The organism is Nitrospirales bacterium, from assembly GCA_031315865.1.
Classification (GTDB): Bacteria; Nitrospirota; Nitrospiria; order Nitrospirales; family UBA8639; genus JAGQKC01.
This window is the reverse complement of sequence record JALDRJ010000002.1, coordinates 1429304-1449951: the sequence shown is the minus strand read 5'-3', so window position 1 is coordinate 1449951 and position 20648 is coordinate 1429304. Positions and strand designations below refer to the sequence as shown.

The 20648-nt window shown below is 51.1% G+C and carries 20 protein-coding genes; 12 read left to right on the top strand and 8 right to left on the bottom strand.

What is annotated here, in order from left to right; all coding sequences use genetic code 11:
- The first annotated feature begins 295 nt into the window (after positions 1-295).
- Together MRJ96_06755 and MRJ96_06750 are read left to right on the top strand one after the other, a co-directional pair.
- Positions 296-1561 carry a hypothetical protein gene (locus MRJ96_06755; protein ID MDR4501134.1) on the top strand — a complete coding sequence of 422 codons (1266 nt, stop codon included), beginning with the start codon at positions 296-298 and terminating at the stop codon, positions 1559-1561.
- On the top strand, positions 1461-2249 hold the full coding sequence (locus tag MRJ96_06750; protein MDR4501133.1) for a hypothetical protein: 789 nt from the start codon (positions 1461-1463) through the stop codon (positions 2247-2249). The genes MRJ96_06755 and MRJ96_06750 overlap by 101 nt, the downstream gene beginning before the upstream one ends.
- 52 nt (positions 2250-2301) lie before the next feature.
- Here MRJ96_06750 and MRJ96_06745 read toward each other — a convergent pair whose 3' ends face one another.
- On the bottom strand, positions 2302-3144 hold the full coding sequence (locus MRJ96_06745; GenBank protein MDR4501132.1) for an aldo/keto reductase: 843 nt from the start codon (positions 3142-3144) through the stop codon (positions 2302-2304).
- 330 nt (positions 3145-3474) lie between these two features.
- Here MRJ96_06745 and MRJ96_06740 point away from each other — a divergent pair, with 330 nt between their 5' ends.
- Positions 3475-3813 carry a YegP family protein gene (locus tag MRJ96_06740; GenBank protein ID MDR4501131.1) on the top strand — a complete coding sequence of 113 codons (339 nt, stop codon included), beginning with the start codon at positions 3475-3477 and terminating at the stop codon, positions 3811-3813.
- 152 nt (positions 3814-3965) lie between these two features.
- Here MRJ96_06740 and MRJ96_06735 read toward each other — a convergent pair whose 3' ends face one another.
- Both MRJ96_06735 and MRJ96_06730 read right to left on the bottom strand, forming a co-directional pair.
- Positions 3966-6470 (bottom strand): MMPL family transporter, encoded by a 2505-nt coding sequence (locus tag MRJ96_06735; GenBank protein ID MDR4501130.1) that lies wholly within the window; start codon positions 6468-6470, stop codon positions 3966-3968.
- 346 nt (positions 6471-6816) lie between these two features.
- Entirely contained in the window at positions 6817-7134 is a 318-nt protein-coding gene (locus MRJ96_06730) for a hypothetical protein (GenBank protein ID MDR4501129.1), read from the bottom strand.
- Positions 7135-7862: 728 nt separating this feature from the next.
- On the opposite strand from MRJ96_06730, the gene MRJ96_06725 reads away from it, so the two are divergent.
- Both MRJ96_06725 and MRJ96_06720 read left to right on the top strand, forming a co-directional pair.
- Positions 7863-8378: a hypothetical protein gene (locus MRJ96_06725; protein MDR4501128.1), complete on the top strand. Its 516-nt coding sequence runs from the start codon at positions 7863-7865 to the stop codon at positions 8376-8378.
- 629 nt (positions 8379-9007) lie between these two features.
- Positions 9008-9397 carry a response regulator gene (locus MRJ96_06720; protein MDR4501127.1) on the top strand — a complete coding sequence of 130 codons (390 nt, stop codon included), beginning with the start codon at positions 9008-9010 and terminating at the stop codon, positions 9395-9397.
- Between the two features lie 67 nt (positions 9398-9464).
- On the opposite strand, the gene MRJ96_06715 is transcribed toward MRJ96_06720, so the two are convergent.
- The gene (locus MRJ96_06715; protein ID MDR4501126.1) at positions 9465-10253 is read right to left on the bottom strand and encodes an AsmA family protein; all 789 of its coding nucleotides are present in this window, start codon (positions 10251-10253) and stop codon (positions 9465-9467) included.
- 240 nt (positions 10254-10493) lie between these two features.
- Here MRJ96_06715 and MRJ96_06710 point away from each other — a divergent pair, with 240 nt between their 5' ends.
- Positions 10494-11468 (top strand): hypothetical protein, encoded by a 975-nt coding sequence (locus MRJ96_06710; GenBank protein ID MDR4501125.1) that lies wholly within the window; start codon positions 10494-10496, stop codon positions 11466-11468.
- Between the two features lie 65 nt (positions 11469-11533).
- Here the strand turns inward: MRJ96_06710 and MRJ96_06705 are convergent, their stop codons facing one another.
- Positions 11534-12232 (bottom strand): DUF2490 domain-containing protein, encoded by a 699-nt coding sequence (locus MRJ96_06705; protein ID MDR4501124.1) that lies wholly within the window; start codon positions 12230-12232, stop codon positions 11534-11536.
- Between the two features lie 129 nt (positions 12233-12361).
- Here MRJ96_06705 and MRJ96_06700 point away from each other — a divergent pair, with 129 nt between their 5' ends.
- A complete protein-coding gene (locus MRJ96_06700) occupies positions 12362-12979 on the top strand; it encodes a DUF429 domain-containing protein (protein MDR4501123.1) in 618 nt (205 codons plus the stop codon).
- A gap of 9 nt (positions 12980-12988) precedes the next feature.
- On the opposite strand, the gene MRJ96_06695 is transcribed toward MRJ96_06700, so the two are convergent.
- A complete protein-coding gene (locus MRJ96_06695; protein ID MDR4501122.1) occupies positions 12989-13534 on the bottom strand; it encodes a redoxin domain-containing protein in 546 nt (181 codons plus the stop codon).
- A gap of 177 nt (positions 13535-13711) precedes the next feature.
- Here MRJ96_06695 and MRJ96_06690 point away from each other — a divergent pair, with 177 nt between their 5' ends.
- From MRJ96_06690 to MRJ96_06670, 5 genes are all read left to right on the top strand, one after another.
- Complete coding sequence (locus MRJ96_06690; protein MDR4501121.1) at positions 13712-14839, top strand: hypothetical protein; 1128 nt, start codon at positions 13712-13714, stop codon at positions 14837-14839.
- Between the two features lie 168 nt (positions 14840-15007).
- The gene (locus MRJ96_06685; protein MDR4501120.1) at positions 15008-15562 is read left to right on the top strand and encodes a hypothetical protein; all 555 of its coding nucleotides are present in this window, start codon (positions 15008-15010) and stop codon (positions 15560-15562) included.
- A gap of 156 nt (positions 15563-15718) precedes the next feature.
- Positions 15719-16528: a hypothetical protein gene (locus MRJ96_06680; GenBank protein MDR4501119.1), complete on the top strand. Its 810-nt coding sequence runs from the start codon at positions 15719-15721 to the stop codon at positions 16526-16528.
- A 7-nt stretch (positions 16529-16535) separates the two neighbouring features.
- Positions 16536-17336, top strand: a complete 801-nt coding sequence (ubiE, locus tag MRJ96_06675; protein MDR4501118.1) for a bifunctional demethylmenaquinone methyltransferase/2-methoxy-6-polyprenyl-1,4-benzoquinol methylase UbiE — start codon at positions 16536-16538, stop codon at positions 17334-17336.
- A gap of 4 nt (positions 17337-17340) precedes the next feature.
- Positions 17341-18972 (top strand): radical SAM protein, encoded by a 1632-nt coding sequence (locus MRJ96_06670; protein MDR4501117.1) that lies wholly within the window; start codon positions 17341-17343, stop codon positions 18970-18972.
- Positions 18973-19063: 91 nt separating this feature from the next.
- Here the strand turns inward: MRJ96_06670 and MRJ96_06665 are convergent, their stop codons facing one another.
- Both MRJ96_06665 and MRJ96_06660 read right to left on the bottom strand, forming a co-directional pair.
- Positions 19064-20278 carry a hypothetical protein gene (locus MRJ96_06665; protein ID MDR4501116.1) on the bottom strand — a complete coding sequence of 405 codons (1215 nt, stop codon included), beginning with the start codon at positions 20276-20278 and terminating at the stop codon, positions 19064-19066.
- 92 nt (positions 20279-20370) lie between these two features.
- Positions 20371-20643, bottom strand: a complete 273-nt coding sequence (locus MRJ96_06660; GenBank protein MDR4501115.1) for a YrhK family protein — start codon at positions 20641-20643, stop codon at positions 20371-20373.
- Positions 20644-20648: the final 5 nt, after the last annotated feature.

Below are 20648 nucleotides of genomic sequence, written 5' to 3'. Positions count from 1 at the left end.
TTTGATGAAAATCCGGCTGGCCATAGCTTAATCTAGATCGAAGAACATGAAAAGGTTTAATATTGAACGTCATCTCATATAAAAGATGTGCTTCTCAGGAATTCCTCGTCAAGGGTATCTCTAAAAACGAGGATTTTTCTGTGGGGGCAAGGAAACCGCGCGCGGAAAACCGCAGTGTATGCGGGAATACATGAGGATTTGAGCACGCGGTTGACGTCGTCATCGCGGAAAAGGACCGTGTTTAGAGGTGCCCTCAGCAATGACCCACAAGACAGACTCATCGATGGAGAAGGTCATGAGAATACTGGCTCACGCACGGTTTGTTTGGATAGTTGGGTGGATAGGACTCTTTCTTCTAGCTGACGGGATAACCCCTCACTCAGGAATGAGTCAGACGACGGTAGAAGCACAACCTCACGCCTCTCCCGCAAAGCCTCAAGGCCTCAATATCTCTCCCGCGCCAACCAAGCCGTCCGCGCCTCTTCACGAACGGTGTCGAGGACAGATCGACTGCTACAAGCACCATTTGGAACAGACCATCAACACGCAAGGCATTCTACGAGCGCTACAAGTCATTGACCAAATCGTAGCTCAGGATCCCGTTGCCCGCAGTGAAGCTCACAACCTGACTCATCATGTCGGACGGACCTCGTATCATCATCTGCATGATGTCTCAGCCGTCATGTTTGAATGTACGGCCGCTCATCAGTCCGGATGTTATCATGGAGCCCTCGAGGCATATTTAAGCAGCAAGCCCCACGTAACCCCTGAAGACGTCGTGGCCATTTGTAGCGCTAGACTCGAGCAGGAAAAAGGACGATTCGCCTATTTCAATTGTTTCCACGGGTTGGGACATGGGCTCACCATGCACCTCAACCACGATTTTAAACGTGCGTTATCCATGTGTGACAAGTTACAAACTGCGTGGGATCAACAATCGTGTTATGGCGGAGTCTTCATGGAAACAGTCGTGACAGGAATCCGCGGCCCACAACAAACTCACCAGCATCACGGGAAGGCTCAGGATCACCACGAAATGTCTCAACCACCCAAGCTCATCGATCCGAAAGATCCACTGTACCCCTGCTCCAACCTCGAAACCCGGTACTTACGAGAATGTTACATGATGCAGACGTCGATCATCTTACACCTGACACAGTATGACGTTGCCAAAGCCTTTGGCGAATGCGACAAGGCTCCTCAAGACATGCAACCGACCTGCTACCAAAGCATGGGACGCGATATTTCCGGGCATACGCTGCGCGACATCAGACAATCGATCGCCCTGTGTGAATTAGGAGGCGCCACGTACCAGGGCCGCTGTTTCGTCGGTGTCGTGAAGAATTTCCTGAATGTATCGGGTCACGCCTCCGACAATGCGTTCGAGTTCTGTCAGCAGACCCCCGAACGGCACAAAAAGGATTGTCATTTCGCGATCGGCGAAGAACTGTTGACCCTCTATGCGACAGTTGATGATCGGTCGCGAGAATGCGCACGTTCAGAAAAATCCTATATTCACGATTGCCGGCTGGGTGCTCGTCTGCCACCTGGCCAGTCATAAGACACCATTCGGTCGACTTGAATCATTGAACGCCCTCTTTTATCCCTTCCACCTCTGTCACGAACGCACGCTGCACCAGTTGTTGCAAACGTACCAGCAAATCCACTTTCGAGACTACATGGCCCTACAGCTCTCGCCCTTGGCGGGAACGATCGCATACTCAGATCGGATGGGTGATACCCACTCACACCTTGTCGAGACCGGACGAATCGTCCAGGGGCATTCAGTGAATGGAGCCCTGTCATCTGAAACCGAACTGGCCGTCAATCTCGATCTTCGCGATCCAACTTGGCGTTCAGCCTTTCATGAAGGGTTGAAGAAGAATCCTCAATTTCAACGCGGCCTTGTCCCCTTTTGCCAGGATGCCCACGGAAACAGTACCGGCCCAACCGATCCGGCGGCGTTATGCCGCTTACAAGAAGCCGAGCGGGAGTCAGCCGTATATGACGTCGACATAGTCAGGATTTTGAGCAGGAAGTTTGTATTGGACGACGAAAAAGTCTTCTATGAGTATGGGATGGCGTTGATTAAAACTTCTGCCTCTCTGCAATACACGATCCAGCTTTGTCATGAGTTCCAGCTCATCGCCGTGACAGACTCGTTTTACCATCATCAATTACTTGAACGAACATGTCGGCGAGAGAGAATTGCCCTTGCCAATGCTTACATCACGAGGCAAGGCTACTAGTTTTGACATGAAGCTTATGCACAGTGCATCCGATGAGTTTGTGAAGAACTCTTCACATTGCGATCTTTTCTATGTGATCAACTTCCTCTGGGGTAAGTTCAAATTCTTCGATGCGTAAGTCTTCTTTCATGTGGTCAGCATCGGTCGTGCCAGTCAGCGGAAGCATGCCAATCTGCTGTGAAAACCGAAAGATGACTTGCGCAGGTCCTGCGCCAACCCGTTGCGCGATGGATCGAATAGTCGGGTCGATCCACACATCTTGATTCGCCGTCAACAATGAAAACCCCTGGTAGATGATCTTGTGCATGTTGCAGATTTCCCGCACGTCTTTATCCCATCCAAACGCAGCATAACACCGATTTTGCACGACCATGGGTTGAATCTTGGCCTTGTCGCAAAGAAGACGGAGCTGTCCCGCAGTCACGTTACTCACGCCAATCATCTTGACTGTCCCTGATTCATAAAGCTTTTCAAGAGTCGCCCACACTTCCCAATCTTCAGCGCCCAGCCCTCCCCGTGAATAGGGGCCGTGCAAAACATATGAATCAATATAGTCGGTATGCAGATGCTCCAGGGAACTCCGGAATGATTGCTCTACCTGTTCAGAAATAGGCTTGGACGGGTCATACGGTGTGCGATGATCCTGCCCCCCGACCGGTGTAAACTTCGTTTGGAGAAAGAGGGAATCGCGCTTGATACCCTGCCCCGCGAGAGTCAAAAGCGCCTCGCCCACCAAGGCTTCGTGATAATGAATGATCTGATTGGCCGTATCGATCGCTCGAAATCCGGAAGACACGGCCAACTCGACAAGCTGGGCTGTCGTCCCTTTTTTCCAGGCCGTTCCGTACATGAACGACGGAATTGATACCCCGTTAGACGCGATGTATGCACTCATAATTCCTCCCCCGAATAGCTGGTCCAGCTGAGACGTTGCACGATTTCGATGCCCATGAAACCCCGCACGCGTTATCAGGCAAGAGTATCCAGCTTCTTTAGAGGGAAGGTCAAGAAGAGAGGAATAGAATCAGGATGAAGTTCAGAACCAAAGCAGGAAAATCTGAGTTCAGACCTTGAACGCCTGTTGAAAGCACCTCAGGGCCAATGCGACATCGGCAAAGCCTGCTTACGACTTTGAAATTTTGATGGATCATGGCACAATAAGTTCCCGATTCATGCGAGCGTCACGTTCCCCTCCTCACTCACTACCAACCAAAGGAGATCATCCATGGCAATGAAAGATCCGAAGTTTGAAGTGTTCAAGGGAAAAGACGGCAAGGCCTATTTTCGCTTAAAGGCGCGAAGCGGGGAATGTATCCTGGCAAGCCAGGGCTACCATTCACCGTCGGGTGCCCGACGTGCGATTGCATCGGTAAAAACCAATGCCCAACTGGGTGGGCAGTATGAAGAAAAAGTTTCGAAAAACGGTAAACACTACTTCGTTCTGATCGCTAAAAATATGCAGCCAATCGGAAAGAGCGAAATGTTTGAATCGAAAGCCTCGATGCAGAAGAGTATTCAAGCCGTCAAAACCGCTGCCCCTGCCGCCGTGATTGAATCAGTTTGAAGCCAGGATGATCGAACGGTTACCCTTCTCTTCATGTCGTATGCGGGAGAAGGGTAACTGTTGTTCCAGCAAGAGGCGCTTTTATGCGATCTCCATAACCGTCACATCCCAACCCTGCCGCCCCTAGTTCACATTCAGATCCTGGCGTGATCTCATGCCGGCTTCCGCTCAGGCCCGAGCGGTTTAAATACGACAAGCATCGCAGCGAGCAAAGTCAGATTGCTCATGAGCGCCGTCAACATCGCCACGCCAGTCAATAATCCGAAGTAGATCGTCGGGATAAAATTCGACAACGCCAAGATTGAAAATCCAACCGTAATGATCAATGAGGTATAGTACATCGCGATACCGATACTTCCATGGCAAGCTTTGACCGTTTCTCTGTAATTTTGATAGGTCGGAAACTCCACTTGGAACCGGTGAACATAATGAATCGTGTCATCCACACCGATACCGATCGTAATGGCCGCAATCGTAATCGTCATCATATCCAAGGGAATGCCGACCCACCCCATGAGGCCCAATACGACGCCAGCGGCCAGAATATTGGGGACGATCGCGATCAACGAAATCGCGACCTGCCGAAACGCGATCACAAACATGACCAGGATACTCACGAAGACCACCCCTAAAGTCTGGATCTGTGACGTGTACAGGCTCTGAAGCAAATTATTGTAAAGCACGGCCATCCCGGTGAGATGGACGTTTTCCGGCAAGAGCCCCATGTCCTCCGTCAGATACGACCTGATTTCCTCGATCAACAGCTTTCGATTGAGTGTCGGAGCAGACTCTATCAGACGCATCGTCAGCCGGACCTGATTGCCATCTGGTGAAAGATAGGGGTTAATCAGCGCTTGTTTGACACTATCTGGTGCCCATTTTCGGAGAAGCGCCAATTCATAATCCTCCGGTATTTTCTGATCATTGAGTTGCTTGAAGACTTTCATGCCCGTGGCGATTGAGAGGACTTTCCCCACCTCCGGCAATTCTTCCAAATGGTCATGGATTTTCTCGACCAGGCCTAAGCGATCTCCGTTGAACCAATACGTCACCTCTTCTGCGCTGTCACTTTCATCAAACGGGTCATCGAAAGGATCACGCTGTGTTTGGCTCTCTTTCAGACCCTGATAAAAATCCGCATCAGCATCGATGATGATGTCCAGTGGAATCGTCCCACCTAGTTGGGAATCGATCAAGTCCATCCCCCGATAGATTTCCGTCGTGCTTTTAAAATTATCTATAAACCGGTTTTCGACTTTTAACTTTGTGATCCCGATAATTCCGATGAGAGCCAGAATCCCGCCTCCGATCATCACGAATGTCGCATGTTTCAACGTCCACGTCGCGATCCAGGACGTGAATCGCCTCGTGAGATCACGTTGAGGCACGACCTTCTCCACAGGAAGCAAGGACAACACGGACGGGAAATACAGAAAATTCAGGACAAAGGCCAAGGCAATACCTATCGTCATCATCCATCCAAAATCGATGACGGGTCGGATATCACTGACGACGAGCGAGCAAAACGCCACGATCGTCGTCATGGCCGTAAAGAACGATGGCATGACCATCGTCTTCATCGTGTCAAACACGAGTGACTGTTGACTGTCGTTTGGGCACTGTTCACAAAGTATCCGGTATCGCACGATCAAATGGATCGTCAAGGACATCGTGATAATGAGGAGAAGCGACGTAAAGTTCGACGAAATCACCGTCACATTCCAGTCGGTAAACCCCAGGAAGCCCATCATCATGCCGACGGAAATTAAGCATGACGACATCGGAATCAAGACCCAGCGGAGCTTCCGGAAAAAGAGGCACAAGACGGCGATTAAGAAGGCGGTCACTCCAATCCCAAACACGACGATGTCATGTTCGATAAAACTGATCATATCGGACGTGATCATCTGAACTCCGCCCAAGTACAACTGGGCATGTTCACGATAATGTCCCATGATGGCCCGGATACGTTGGATATCCAGCCCTTCTCGCTCAACGATGCGGGCATGGTACGCAATAAACTCTCGAGATACCTCTTCCAATCGTGTTGTTTCTTCCGCCGTCAGAGTTGCCGTTTTCTTTTTTTCCCGCAGCTGATTCCTCTTCTGTAACAGCGCCTGGTAACGTTCATCGGTCTTGAAGTTGACCACCACAGCCGCGGTAAGCCCATCAAGGCTGACGAGATTATTCCGATAAATCGGGCTTTCCAGGAACTCCAGACGGGCCAATTCAAGGTCCACATCTGGAGTTTCAAGTGTCCGAACCTTGGCGTCGCCATCAGTCAACTCCGAGATGGAAACCCTGGGACTGTTCAGCAATGGCACATCCAGAATCGTGAGGACGGATTCAACCCGTTCCAATTTGGACAATTCATCCCGTAGCGACTTGAGCGTCGTTAAGGATGAGGGCGAGAATAGGTCATCTTTCGGAGAAAAAGTGATGATGAGAAAATCATCGGAGCCGTAAGTTTTAAGAGTGGAACGGTAGTACTTTAAATCTTGATCATTCTCTAAGACGATTGACTCAGACGAGGCATCTAATTTGAGTTCGGTGCTGTGTAAAAGGAAAAATACGAACGCACTGAAGACAAGCATCAACGAGAAGTACGGCTTCTCGATCACGACTTTCTTGTAAAGCTTCACAAACAGGGAGGTCATAAGAAACGGTCAATCACGTTCGCTGTTCCGTAGAAAAGGAGACCAACAATACAGGAGGTGGAATGATACTACAGGCCGACGACCCAAGCCTGAAAACGAAGTGCCCATTCTTTCACTTATCTCACATCGTTTTCAAGAAGAAATGACCAAAGGCTCCACTCAGGTCAAGACCATAATGACTATCGTGTCTTCTTCCTGCCAACCACTAGGGCCGGGAAATGGACGGACACACACATTGCTTCTCGGGCGCTCAACCTGACCCGTGTTCATAATGGTAGCAGAGTCGGAAGAACATGAAATGCCGAAACGGCTGGACAGACGCAAAGCCACTAAAGAGGACAACTGACTAATACACGCTGATGGGCCCATGCTTGACGAGCACTTCTTCGCCTTCGATATACGCGCGATCAGACCCCCACCAATACTGAAACCGTTTCCACCCGCTACTCTTCGGCATGGGAATCTCAACACGAATCTGCGCAGCATCCGTGGTCGCGACATTCGGATTCAGCAGAATCAGCATAAAGTTTTTGTTCTCCGTGATATACGCCTTGAACTGACAATCGGCAGGTGTAATTTGGACTGGCCGATAGTCGTAGGCGGAAGCCAGAGACCCTCCATACAGATAAGCGGCGAAGAGACAGGGAATGAGGGTAGAGAACATGGGCTTGACCTCGCAGATCCTCGATCGTTCGTGACAACACTGAACGGCAATGCTTGAAATTGCCGAACGTGTTCTTTCATGGACGTTTCCATCAGACCATTTTCACAACTCACTTCGACCATCTCATCCAATGTCTATGATATGCTGCATAAATTACACCATCAGGCACTTCTTTACAAAATGCGGTCATGCTCACATCCCAGCATGCAATACACGTTGTGACGCAGCATAAGCAAGGACACGTTGAACAAGGATGGCTTAGAACGGCAATGATACGAATAGCCTGCAATCGAAACAATCCCGGTGTATCGAATCGGATACAACGTGCGACTGGAAGAGATACAAAAAGCTGCCGTCACCGTAGCGTCAGATGGCCGGACATTGCGCGACAAAAAATTGACATGGCCAACCCTTGGTCGATGGCTCTTCAACCCGCCTGATTATGAAACATGTTTGATGTCAGCCCTTTGGCCATAGACATCATCCCTTTTCACGCCCCTCACTCTCAAACATATATGTCTCTCTAAAGAATACAGAACTGTGAGACCCCTCGGTAGAGAATTAGCCAATCTTCCTGCGAAGTCCTGCGCAGCAACATGATATTCGCGTTCCTGTTCGTGATGAACCGAACCTGGCACATAGGTTGCTCCGTCACAAAGTATGAAGCTCAAAACACTCAAACCGCTCCAATGCTCGAACCTTTTAACTTTTTACCAAGGAGATTACCGATGATGTCGCTTCGCTTACATACCAAACCATTCGAGAAATTCCTGACTGTATTCTTGGGCGCTTGCATATTGGCGATCTTCCCAACCCTTCAGTTAGCACGTGCTGGACCGGAGAATTCCTTCGATCGGCAGACCCAATGCCAGTGGGTCCGCGCATCAGGCCAGACCAATTGGTCTCTGACGACAAAGACACTCTCCCCCGAACCCCTGGAAGAGTATCTAGTGAACGAAGATGTCAACATTATCACCGGCTTGTATACTCGCTCCTATTCCCGACAACAAGACGGTGTGATCGATTACAAGACCGCCCGCCAGATTCTGATTTCCGAATACAATGAACATTGGAACTCCGTCGTCGAGACAAAAGAATTTCCTCTTTTATACTGGGAAGACGATGATCAGGATGGAGAATTTGACATGTGGATCGACCGGCAAGGCGATGGATCCCCGTGCGATATCGTTCCATATCAGATCTATGAAAACGCGAGCGGGGCAATGCCCATGGGCTTGCATTGACCCTGGAATGTTGAAAATTTCGGGACGAAAACATGGCGCGCGCTATACGGCATCAGGTCTCAGCTTCCATCCTTTCTCGTGAAGACAAGAGCGTAGCTCTTCCTTATAACGGGGGATAACAAATGCGAGCATCTGCGAGGGATTGTATCTACCTTCTCCCAGGCCGACACTCCTTCGACATTCCGACGCATCACGATTAAATTCTTCCTCAGTGCCTCCAGGTTTGTAGAGTCCATAGTCCACACTGGCACAGCCAGCGCACCATATCCCCACCAAGACGAACGTCAAATGTTTCCAGGATAGGCTGCTCATAACTGTCATCTTCCCCGTGGATCTCAGGTATTCGGCTTCTCTCGCTCCTCCGTCACATGAATCCCCTAATTCTGTGGACAAGTCTGTGAGAAAAGTGAATTGAACTCATCAGGCCTCAAGCAGATGAACCAATTAAGCAGGTTGCTCAATAATTAGGCATTGTGTCATGCTTTGCTCGAGATACAAAATCTAGTTCCATATCATTTCCCAAGTACGAACACGTAGTTTATGATAGCCAAGCACATGAAAAATAAAGTATATTTACCTTCACGCTGCATGAAAACTCATAGTGTCGGAAACTTTGACGAAAGCGTGAAATGGTTCGACCTACGGAACAGCGAAAAAAATGTATTCTGATCGTCGATGATGAACCGGCCGTACGCAGAACTGTGAGAGCGGCACTGGAATCTGCCGGGTATGAATGTGCAGAATCGGAAAATGGGGCCGCTGGTCTCGCCTGGCTGGAAGAAAACCATGCAGATCTCATCATCGCCGACTATCACATGCCAATTATGAGTGGAATGCGTTTGCTCGAACGCCTTAATGAAAACCAGAATGGGAAGGCTCCGCCTGTGATCATGCTCAGCGGTGTGTTGAAACTAAAAGACAAGCAGAAAGCGATGGAGCTTGGAGCCTATGCAATCGTCGATAAACCTTGTAACTTTCGAGAGCTCGTCCACACCGTTGATGAAGCCACCCAATCTTAGTACATTCCGGAACCTCTCAATCTCCGTCTCTTTCCAGTCAGGATGATCTCGTTCTTCATGATCTGAATCACCGGCCTCTCTGAGGTTGCAACAATTCCCCGATACCCTGAAAGACTTCTGACACGGCATCTTTCGAGACAACGCCAAGATCTTGCACCGATTCCGTCATCTTTTGTATTCCACGCTCTATATGTTTTCCGGCTTTCGGGATGACCTGAAGTACCGATGACTGTATGGCATCCAGAAGCTGCTCCGTCACGTCCTGCCAGGTCGTTCCATCGGTCTTTTTCCCGATATCCCGAAGATGAATATCCGGCAGGGAAATCGTTGGACCATTTCCATCGAGCAGACTCAAAGCCAGTTGGACTCGAGCATCGTGAATGCGAAGATGTTCGATTTTCACTTTTGCTTCGTTGACGGTTGTCTCTTCATCAGGCTGATCGCCCTCGTGATTCGAAGAAGCGTACGCTTCAACACGTTCCTGAATTTGCTGTAAATTATTCTGTGTCAGACCGCCCTCAACCACAATTTCCGGACTCTCAATCAGAATTTCTTCAATGAGAAGCGTGCCTGAAAGCATGGAAGAAAGAGAAAGCGCGACCTGAATGTTTCCCACCTTTAACGCATGCCCAGTCTCGTATCCGCTCGGATTGCCGATCGTCAATCCCTCCAATTGTCCCTGACCAGAGAACACGGACAGATTGGTTTGCGTCAACGTGACGGGTGTACCTGTCAGCTCCGGGCCAAGTCTTTCGATTCCTGCCTTGATCATATCATTGAGAAACAAGGTAAGGAGCAGGACGACGGCTCCAACCAGGATCAGGAAAAAACCGCTAATTTTAAACAGGATTTTCAAGCTTCCCCATTGGGATTTCGTGCAGAGAATAGGACATAGAACTATTTTTAAAACATTTTGCCTCGACAATCTTTACTGAAAACGATTATATGTTGTAATAGAGGTTAAGTCTTTACCGATTTTTCATCATCACATGATGCCCCCCCCCCTCTGGTATAAGACATGCCTCAAACCCATTCCAAACACGAATGAATACTCAGTGAAGTCTGTCGGCACCTACGATTCGGGAGGTCCACAAACATGAATGCCTATTTCCGACATCCAGTGCCGCTGCTCTCTTTCTCCCTTCTACTAGTCCTCGTCGTTTTCTTGCATGGCAGGGCTTACGCGGAAACTCCCGCTCCGGAAATCCACTGGGGCGCACTCGCTTATCCTGATCAATATCCAATCCTTCAATTAGGACTCACCCTCAATCGCTTTACGGAATTTAACGGAGAAGGCGAACGATTCAATGGCATCCATGAAACGATCGGGCTGAATCAGATTACCTTGAGCTGGACCGAACATTTCACGACATTGAAAAACTGGAGCACAAACCTGACGGTTGGGGCAGGGCCGACTCGAGATCAACCGACCCGATACCTTCAGAACGAGGTTGTCCACGAAGGGCTCAAGGGGATTCCCAAAGTTCCGGTCGGTGAGAAGCGGCGGCAAACGGATTTCATGATAACGGGTTCACTCAATCGGTGGCTCTCGATCGCGTCGCATGAACGGCTCGGATTTGCCGGATTAGGGGTGACTTCCGGCAGTTTGTACCATGAGGTCTTCGGACGGATTGGGTTTCGCCGCTGGTCCATCGTGGAGACATTCTATGAAAAGTCTGACAAAGAGCAGCCTTGGTGGGTCTCGGTCTTTGGACCTTTAAAGCTCTCTGGAATCTACCGGTATTCAAGAATATGGGAAGGTGCGGCCTTTCGAGCGCTGGCGTCCGAGTCGCACATCGCCCAAGGTTCCCTCAGTTATGGGTGGTTCAGGCCTGACGGGTTTCCAAAATTTGAAGTTGAATTCGGCGTGACGATCGATTCCGGAATATTCTTGGATGTGTTCGGGGATTCTTTAGAAGAACGTTTTTATTCGGTGGCCATACGGTTTCATCCCATTACGATCGAGACATGGAACGATCAACTCAACAATAAAGATTTCGGCCCAACCTACGGCGCCCGCCTGATGCTCGAACTCTATACCTTCCTTCCCAAAAGCTGGCAATGGCGCTAGACCGGCCTAGACGTTTCATGCCATCTGAGTGCGCGCTCAAGAGCAAATGCCTCACGGACAATGGCTTAGTTCTTTCCCCAGTCGATAAACCACTGAGCCAGGATGATGTGATTCATTGAATTCGGGCCCCGTCTTCTGTTGATAGCCTGATTCTGGTATCCGACATCCATGCTCAGAAAGTTCGTCCATCGGCGGCTGACGCCGATGAAGACCCGATTCTGATCGAACCCGGATTTCGGTCCTCCCTGGAGCGTGTTCAGGTTGACGAAGATTTCATCGTAAATCACGAGTCCCCAACCTGTACTGGCCCCAAAGGGAATGTCCCCGCGAATCATTTCTCGCGCACGAAGCGCCGTTCCCCTTGCGTCCCGAATAAACCGCTCTTCAAATCGGGTTCGGCTAGACATGCGGAACCCCGTCCAGGCCTGGCGAAAGCTCAACTGTTGGTACAACCGGTGTTCATCCAGGAATCGAGGTTCATAGTTCGTCACCCATGCATAGCCTTGCCAGATGGAAAACGAGGGTGAAATCTGATAGCCCAACGCTGGACGAAGCAGCAGTTGATCGATTTCCGATATGTTGTGCCCAAACCTGGGATTCACCTCGATCCACCCGAGAAAACTGTTCGGTAAATGCACGCGATTGTAGATCGGGAACCAGAGCTGGCCATCATGGTCCGTCGCCGAATATCCCTTATCTGCCCATAGCCCTCCGATGAAGACCATGGCGATCAACAAGGTTATGAATCTGATGATGACGAGCATGCTACATGCGTCTCAATTCTTAGTCCCCTAGCCGTTTCACATCACTTATTCAATACTGTTCTTTTGGGAATGTACCATATTCATGCCCATGGAGCAGGGCTCAGTCCTTTCGAAGAGGGGCATTCCATCATGCTAGACTATGGTGCGATGTCTGCACGTCAAACAATCGTCATCGTTGGAGTAGACCTGGCAGGCTCTCCTCGCCGCCCGACGGGTCTATGTACACTTCGGGGAATGACGGCACTTTCTGAAGTCGCGTATGACGATCAGCGCATTCTGGAATTCGTAGACCAGGCCAAGCCCGACCTCGTGCCGATAGACGCTCCGCTAAGCCTACCCAGGGGCCGAACAACGATCCACGACCGCAATGGTGAACATCTCCGTGAATGTGACCGTGAGTTACAGCGTCTCGGAATCAGATTTTTCCCGATCACGCTCGGGCCGATGCGGATGCTGACAGAGCGGGGGCTGCGTCTGAAGAAACAACTCGAAGCCATGGGCTATCGAGCGGTCGAATGTTACCCGGGAGCGGCCCAGGATATTTGGGAAATTCCCCGTCAGCATCAAGATCTGACAGGACTCTTCCAGGGGCTCAAGAAATTCGGCATCAAGGGGTTAACCAAGAAGGCCACGGGTGACGAACTCGACGCCGTGACCGCCGCTCTCGTGGGGCAATGGTACCTCCAGGGAAAAGGAGAAATGCTCGGCGGCGATGAAGGCATAGTGATCCCGCGAAGAAATCCCTGATGCCGTTTTTTATGACGAGCGTTCGGCTAAAAGACGTCGAATTTCATTCTCTGTCTTCTCATAGTCCCCTTCACCGATCTTGATGTACCGAATGACGCCCTGTTTATCGATTAAATACAGCGTCGGCCAGTACCGGTTCCGATACTGCCGCCAGGTTTTAAAGTCGTTATCAATCGGCACGGCATAAGCCAGTCGTTTATCGTGAATATACTCTTTGACGCGATTCACATCATGCTCGTATTGAAACTCCGGTGAGTGCACAGCGATCACGACCAATCCTTCTTCAGCATATTTTTCATGCCAGGCCTTCACATATGGTTCGATATTTCGACAGTTCCAACACCCGAACGTCCAAAACTCCACCATCACGACCTTCCCCCGGAGATCCGAGAGTTTCAGGGGTTGTGAGTTCAGCCACACCTCGCTCGTGATCTCCGGAGCTTGAATGCCTACTCCTGCCTGAGCAGTGGGGTAGGCACCGCTCCATATTCCTCCGAACATGAGAATGAGACTAACGAGGCACATTCCGGTCACGATGACACTGCGAGTACTCATTGTCTACTCCTTCTCTCTCGTAATCATCGCCAAATTGCCAAATACATGACCATCCTTGAATTTCCTTGTCCGATATCCAACAATGCGACCATCTCCATAAAACAGGAGTCTCAGCAATGCACGATGTATTACACTGGCAACATGTCGTCGCACACAAGACATTCCGCAGGACAAACTATGATGTTCCTTCTTGCGTACTGGCTTTGCGTACTGGCGGGACTGCTCTTCTCTTTCCCCACGGTTGGACGTTCCGCTGAACCGGCTAAACGATGCAAGACATTCGACTGGGGAACACTCACTCCCAATCAATGGGTCAGATTATCGACATGCCTGACTCCAGCGCCAAAAGTGTTCCACGGCGCTTCCGCGATGGCCTCCGATAGACGCACCGTCTTTTTCTTCGGCGCAGATACGCATGAAGAGGACTATGACAACAGCGTCTATCGACTTCTGCTCACAGACCTGAGTTGGACGAAAGATTACCAAGCTGACCCGCTGACCGGCTATCGCATCACCTCACAGGGACATGCCGTGACAGCCACGAATCGCCCATGGGCCATGCATGCCTTTGACGGATGGGATTATGACCGGAAAAACCGCACGCTGCTGCTCGTCGGTTCGCCGAGACATGCCACACTAGCCTTCCGTCTGACCACAAAAAATCCCACTGCCGCTCAGTCTCTCCAACCTGCTACCTGGAAATATGATCCAGATACCCGGGCATGGGAACGCCTTGACATCTCGACGCCACAACTCTTTGCCAGTGGACTCGCCTGGGATTCGCTTGGACACCGCTTTATCGCGTACGACGGCGAGCAAACCTATCACTATGACCCTCGACATCCTGAATGGACCGCCTATTCGGCCTCCGCGTTGTCCGGCTATCATTTTAGGCTGGTCTACGACACATACCTCAAGGCATTCTTATCGTTGGGGAACAATCAAAGAAGCCATGAATTGTGGAGTTATTCCCCGCAGTCGGTGGTATGGAAACGAATCAATGCCACGCACCCGCCACTTCCGGCCAACGGCGCCGCTATCGCCTACGATACCCGCCATCAGATTCTCCTATATCTGGCGAACGACGGGCCCTCATCGTACGATAATCCATCCGGAAGCAGCGCCACATTCCTCTATCACAGCGACAACCAGCAGTGGAGCAGATTGCCCGTGAAAAGCCCGCCTCTCTTCGGCATGAATTATCTCATGCAGTATGATTCGAAAGCTGACGTGTTCCTGCATTTTGAAAAACCCCAATTCCATGCACAGCGCCTCGCGGTATGGGCATTCCGGTATACACCATGACGATCACCGTGTGTCTGCCAGACGATGATCTCTTAGCGAACCCACTGCATGTATTCAGCAGGGATTTTTACTATTGATTCAGGCGAAGTTTTATGGAACGATTAAGCGTTATCTCCCCTCTGAATTCTCCATGTGCTCTTCAAACGATTGTTTGCATTTCGATTCCCGATGCGTTGGCTTATTGTGATCATACTCGAATGTCATCTGCTTCTGGCAGGAACGGCTTTCGCCGTTCCCATCAATTCGTCGCTCACGGACCAGGACCTTCAGCCATCCGCCGAATCTTCACCGGCCCATCACTTCCGGGAAATCACACAAACATCGCCACCACCGCCAACGGCTTCCCCTGAAGGTTTTGTGCACAACGTTTTTCCGAAAACGTCGTTTTCGGCTCTGTTTAGTACAATCCTTTCTTCCCTGACTTACGAAATTCGTTTCACGGCCCTCGGACGACCCTATACGGCTACACCTGACCCGCTTGAAACCACCGATCATCCTCTTTTTTCATTTCGTCTTCTTCCACACCCCGAAAAACTGCAATCGACCGCTCTCTTGAACAACAACAATTTAATCGACCAGAAGAAAGAAGAGCCGGCTCCCGCTTCACAGGGGTCCGACTTTTGGACCAACCTCCTGTGGCTCATGATCGCCAGCTTGGCACTTCTGGGAAGCATTGGTTGGATCATGTGGAAATCAAGGAAAAAAATAGTCCTGGACATCTGAGTGCGCGTCTTGAACAGATATCGGTTTCATACTGTTGGGGCCTCCTGGGGCCAGACTCAGGAATATCCCTCGATGACCGACATACAATTAGTAGGGGCTGTTGAAAAAAGCCGCCAGACAAATGCGACAGACTGATCTCCATAGACACGGTCAAGCATGACTCAACCCTCATCAGTTTTAACCGTTCCCCCCATATCCCCACTCCTGCGCATCCGTTCAGCCTACTACCGGTGTTGGTATGAAGTGTCTCGAGGATTCACATGGATTCGTCGAGAATACCGGGAAGATCCGGTTCACACCCTGCCCGAATCACTGACGGCCCAGCAACGCCAACGTATAGAATCGCTTCAAGACCAATACGGAGTTCAATTTGAAAATCAATTCCAGTCCTCAACAGCATTGGACAACTATGAATATCTGGATATGCTGCATCAGGTTACACAGATTCTGGACTGGCGCCCTCAAGCCGATCAATCACTCGTCGATGTAGGCTCACTGAACTTTTACTACGCTCCAGCCATTCATGCCTTTTTTCGTCCCCGGCAGCTCGCAGGGATCGAAATCGAGGGCTATCGGGTGTATACCAACTTCTACAGCCGCTTTGACTACGCCCAGTACTATATCCGTGGTCTCCCCAATACCTCGTATACGGTGATGGACTTCTGCGAGTACGGCGGTTCAGTGGATGGGATCACCTGCTTTTATCCGTTCGTCATCCCTGACCCCTTGGTCGCCTGGCGATTACCGCTCAAAGTCTATCGTCCGCAACGGTTATTCGCGCGGATGGAGAAGAGTCTGAACGCACAAGGGTTCCTCCTCATGCTGAACCATGGAAAAGAAGAAGCGGGCTGGGCATGTGAATTTGCTCAACGGAGCGGATTCCAGGGTTTTCAACCCCCTCAAGCTCTTCAACCACTTTTTCCCCGCTCCGAAATCCCGATCATCAGTCTGTGGCACAAGGACTGACTTTTTCTTGACAAATGCCGAAAGACGGTTCTACCGTCTCTCCATGGTCCCCGTCGCCCACAGTCCTGAAAAATCCGACTCCGCCAAATCGATCTCAACCTGGACCGGCACAGCCCGCGAGCAAGCCGTACAACGGATGTTTACCGGCATCGCGCGGTTTTATGACCTGAATAATTCCCTGCTGAGTTTCGGTCTGCACCATCTCTGGAAAAAGCGCGCCGTGCGGGGTGTGACCGATACGGGAGGCCGAGCGCTGGACCTGGGCGCCGGAACAGGGGATTTAGCCATTTTGCTGAATCAAAAGATCGGACCATCCGGTCAGGTCGTGGCAGCAGACCTGAACGAAGCCATGCTGCGAGTCGGACTTCAGAAAATCCAGGAAAAACGCTTAGAACCACGAATCTCATGCTTTCAAATGAATGCCGAGTATCTGACATTTCAGAATGATTCGTTCCACACCGTTACGGCAGGATTTTGCGTTCGAAACGTGGGCGATCACATGCGGGCCTTCAAAGAAATCCATCGCGTGTTACAGCCTGGCGGGCGGTTTATCTGTTTGGAGTTTTCCCGGCCAACCACTGCGATTCTGCGAAAATTATACGATGTCTATTCGTTTCGACTCCTGCCGTGGATTGGAACGGTCGTGGCGCGTGACGGGACCGGTGTCTACGAATACTTGCCGGCTTCGATCCGCACCTTTCCCGATCAAGAACGGCTTCGCGAACTGCTTCTCAAGGCCGGGTTCCAGCATGTCGACTATCAAAACCTCAGTGGCGGCATCGTCGCCATTCACACAGCCGTGAAATAAATTCATGAATTCCGTCCTCTACGTCTTTCTTCCGTGCAAGAAAGTCTACCCTACAGGCATTACCTATCTGGCTGATTTCATCCACCGCCGTCGGCCTGACGTCCGGCAACGCATCTTAGACCTCTCGCTGTATCCATTGAGCGAACGGCAACAAGCCCTACAAGACGTGACAAGCTCCTTTCAACCTGAACTCGTATGTTTTTCCTGGCGGGATATCCAGATTTTCTCACCCCATGAAGGAGACGCTTCGCTCGAACAGGCCTTTAATTTCTATTACGCCAGCAATCCGCTCAAACGCCTGGTGGCCTCGTTCCAGGGGTTACGGAACCTCTACCGGTATTACATGGATATCCGGAATAACTTGTCGTATCCCTGGCTGATTCACAAACGATTCCCGGCTATGCGGATGATGATCGGGGGTGGGGCGTTTACGGCCTTTGCCGATCAGTTAATCGAAAAGCTGCCGGAAGGAATCATCGGCATTCTCGGCGAAGGAGAAGACGCCATTCTCAAAGTCCTGAACGATGAATCCCTGGGTGAAGAACGCTTCATCGTCAAAGAACACGGCACGGTCAAGAAAGGGACGAAGAATACCCCGGCCATGCTCGATTCGCTGACCGTGGATATTCCCTATCTCACGACCATCTTTCCGCAATATCGAGAGTACATTGGTGAATCCATCGGCGTGCAGAGCAAGCGCGGCTGCCCCTATGACTGCGCGTTCTGTCTCTATCCGTATATTGAAGGCAAGCGCGTGCGCTACCGGCCAGCCGAAAACGTCGTCAAGGATATTTCACAGTATTATCACCAATGGGGTGCCCGGCGGTTTTGGTTTACGGATGCGCAGTTCATTCCCGGAAAAGATGCCTATCCGCAATGCACGGAAATCCTGGAACGCATTATCCGAGAAAAACTGGAGATTCAATGGTCGGGGTACGTGCGGACGTCGATGATCCACGCCGATCTTGCCAAGCTGATGGTCCAATCGGGCGTCGGCGACTTGGAGGTCGCCATCACGGCCGGCTCGCAAAAAGTGCTCAATAGCTTACACATGGGCTTTAAACTGGAACATCTTTATGACGGATGCCGATACCTGAAAGAGGCGGGCTTTCAAGGCCGCGTGATCTTGAACTATTCACTCAACTCGCCGGAAGAAACCGAAGAGACATTACTCCAAAGCATTGAATCCTATAAGGTCGTGGCCTCCATCCTCGGAGAAGAGCGCGTCTTTCCCCTGATGTTTTTTCTGGGCGTCCAGCCCAACACCGATCTGGAGGAAAAACTCCTCTCGGATGGCTATCTCTCGGCTGGCTACAACCCTTTGAGCCTGACTCCCTGGAATATCAAAAAGCTCCTCTACAATCCGGCGCCCCTCAACAAGCTCATCGCCAAAGCCTGTTTGACCGCCTGGAACCGCAAACACGGCTCACGCGACCCGCGCGCCTGGTCAGGCAGCCTCAGTCAAAGCGCCACGCAAGAACACGGCCACTCCTACGCCGACTCCAGTCTTTCCAAGGGATTTGAGACGAATTCCGGACGAGACGCCCTTCTGACGCTCGAAGAAATTCTCCTTACGAGAAAGTCCAAAACCTCCGGGCAGAACGCACCAGCCCCCACGCCAACCCCGTCTTCTTAACTCGTCGAATACTCTCAAAAGCATTGATTGGCATGAAAAGCCAACAGGTGACGCAGTTTTCCGAATGCACCCTGCGTCATCGATGTGCGTCCTACCCGCCCGCTGGAATCCCCATGATTGCGACGATAAAAGACAAACCGGCAAGCACGCCGAAGACCCATGCCCTGCTCTTCTCCCCCCTGTGTTGGGCGATGAGAAAGGCTACAATGCACTGCAACGCGTAAAACAAGGCAAAGGCACGCGAGGCCAATGCCACGACTGCCACCACGTCTGTCGTCCAGATTACCAGGAGCGATACGGCCCCGATCAGGATGTACGAATGCTTTATGTTGACAAGCTTGCGTGTCGTCTCGGAGATCAATCCGCTGGCCCCGATCGAGTCAGCCACCGAGGCGCTGAACTGGCTGGCGATCGCTCCGGCCGTGACGACATAAGGCAGCCATGGAGAAACCCGGTCAATCACGCCTATGAACCCGGCCACGTCTGCGGTCGATGTAAAATACGGGAAGAGCGGGATCATCAAGACGAAGAAGACGATATACACGATGGAAGACGAAATCTGCGCCTTCTTCATCGCGGAGATCCGCGTCTCGGGGTCGTAGACCTGCCCCATGAACCGCGTCGTCTCAAACCCCTGCACGATGATCAGGAGTCCCATGAGAAATCTCCACGTGTCCCAGTTGATAGTGTGCTGTTGCTCTGCCGCGGCGGTCCAACTGTATTCTGACGGAAGATGGAGGTCGAAGATCGCAAGTGACGCCAGCAGCGCGGCAATGGCGGCCAAATTGGCACTCACGGTAAACTTCTCGGTGCGCTGGACGCCTTCCAGTCCCTTAGTCGCTCCAACTCCACAAATGCCGACGATCATGACGGCGGCGACGATTTTTCCGATGAGCGGTTCGTTCAAGCCGAGCAACTTCATCCCAAAGGCCGCAAGCAAAACCAGATAGTAGGCCACGGAGATGAAATAGGCCCCGATCAGCACGAGGTGCGACAAGGTCTCGACGGATTTGATGATGTGCCCCGTTTGAGCCTTCTCGAAAATCGGTTCCCCGAAGCCGATATTGTACCGTATCGCGCCGCCGATGAAGTACGCGAGCAGCGTCAGTGCCGCCACCGCGGCAACCGCCCAGATGCCTATCGCACTGGCCAGGAGAGGGACAGAGACGAGGAATCCGCTGCCGATAATCGACGCCAAAGGCGTGACCGTCGCAGACCAATTTCTGTTGTTGCGCACAGGTCCACTGACCATGATCCCGAAGGCCGCGACACAGACGACCACGAGTGTGATATTTATGACCGTCATTTCATGCGTCCTCCCGCTTCACTCTCAATCCTGCATACATCATCGATTTCAGTGGTTCCCTGAAGAGGGCAATAGCCGATATGTCCTTGAACTCAGTTCGAATGAACATCGTCATAGTCACCTGCGCGAATGTACGCGAGCTCGCGCAGCAATGTTGTCGTCGGGCGTAACCCAAAGAAAATCGAGCCGATGAGAAACAGCCACGTCGCGGCATATGTCGTGCTCTGTTTGAAAAAGAGAATACTGCCCACGATAAAAAGAACGGCCGCCGAGAAATCGACGATCGTATAGGCAAGCGCGTAGAACGCGTAGATCTTTTTGTGCTTTTCACTGCGAGAAGCATTATCCGGATTAAACAGCTTCATGACGT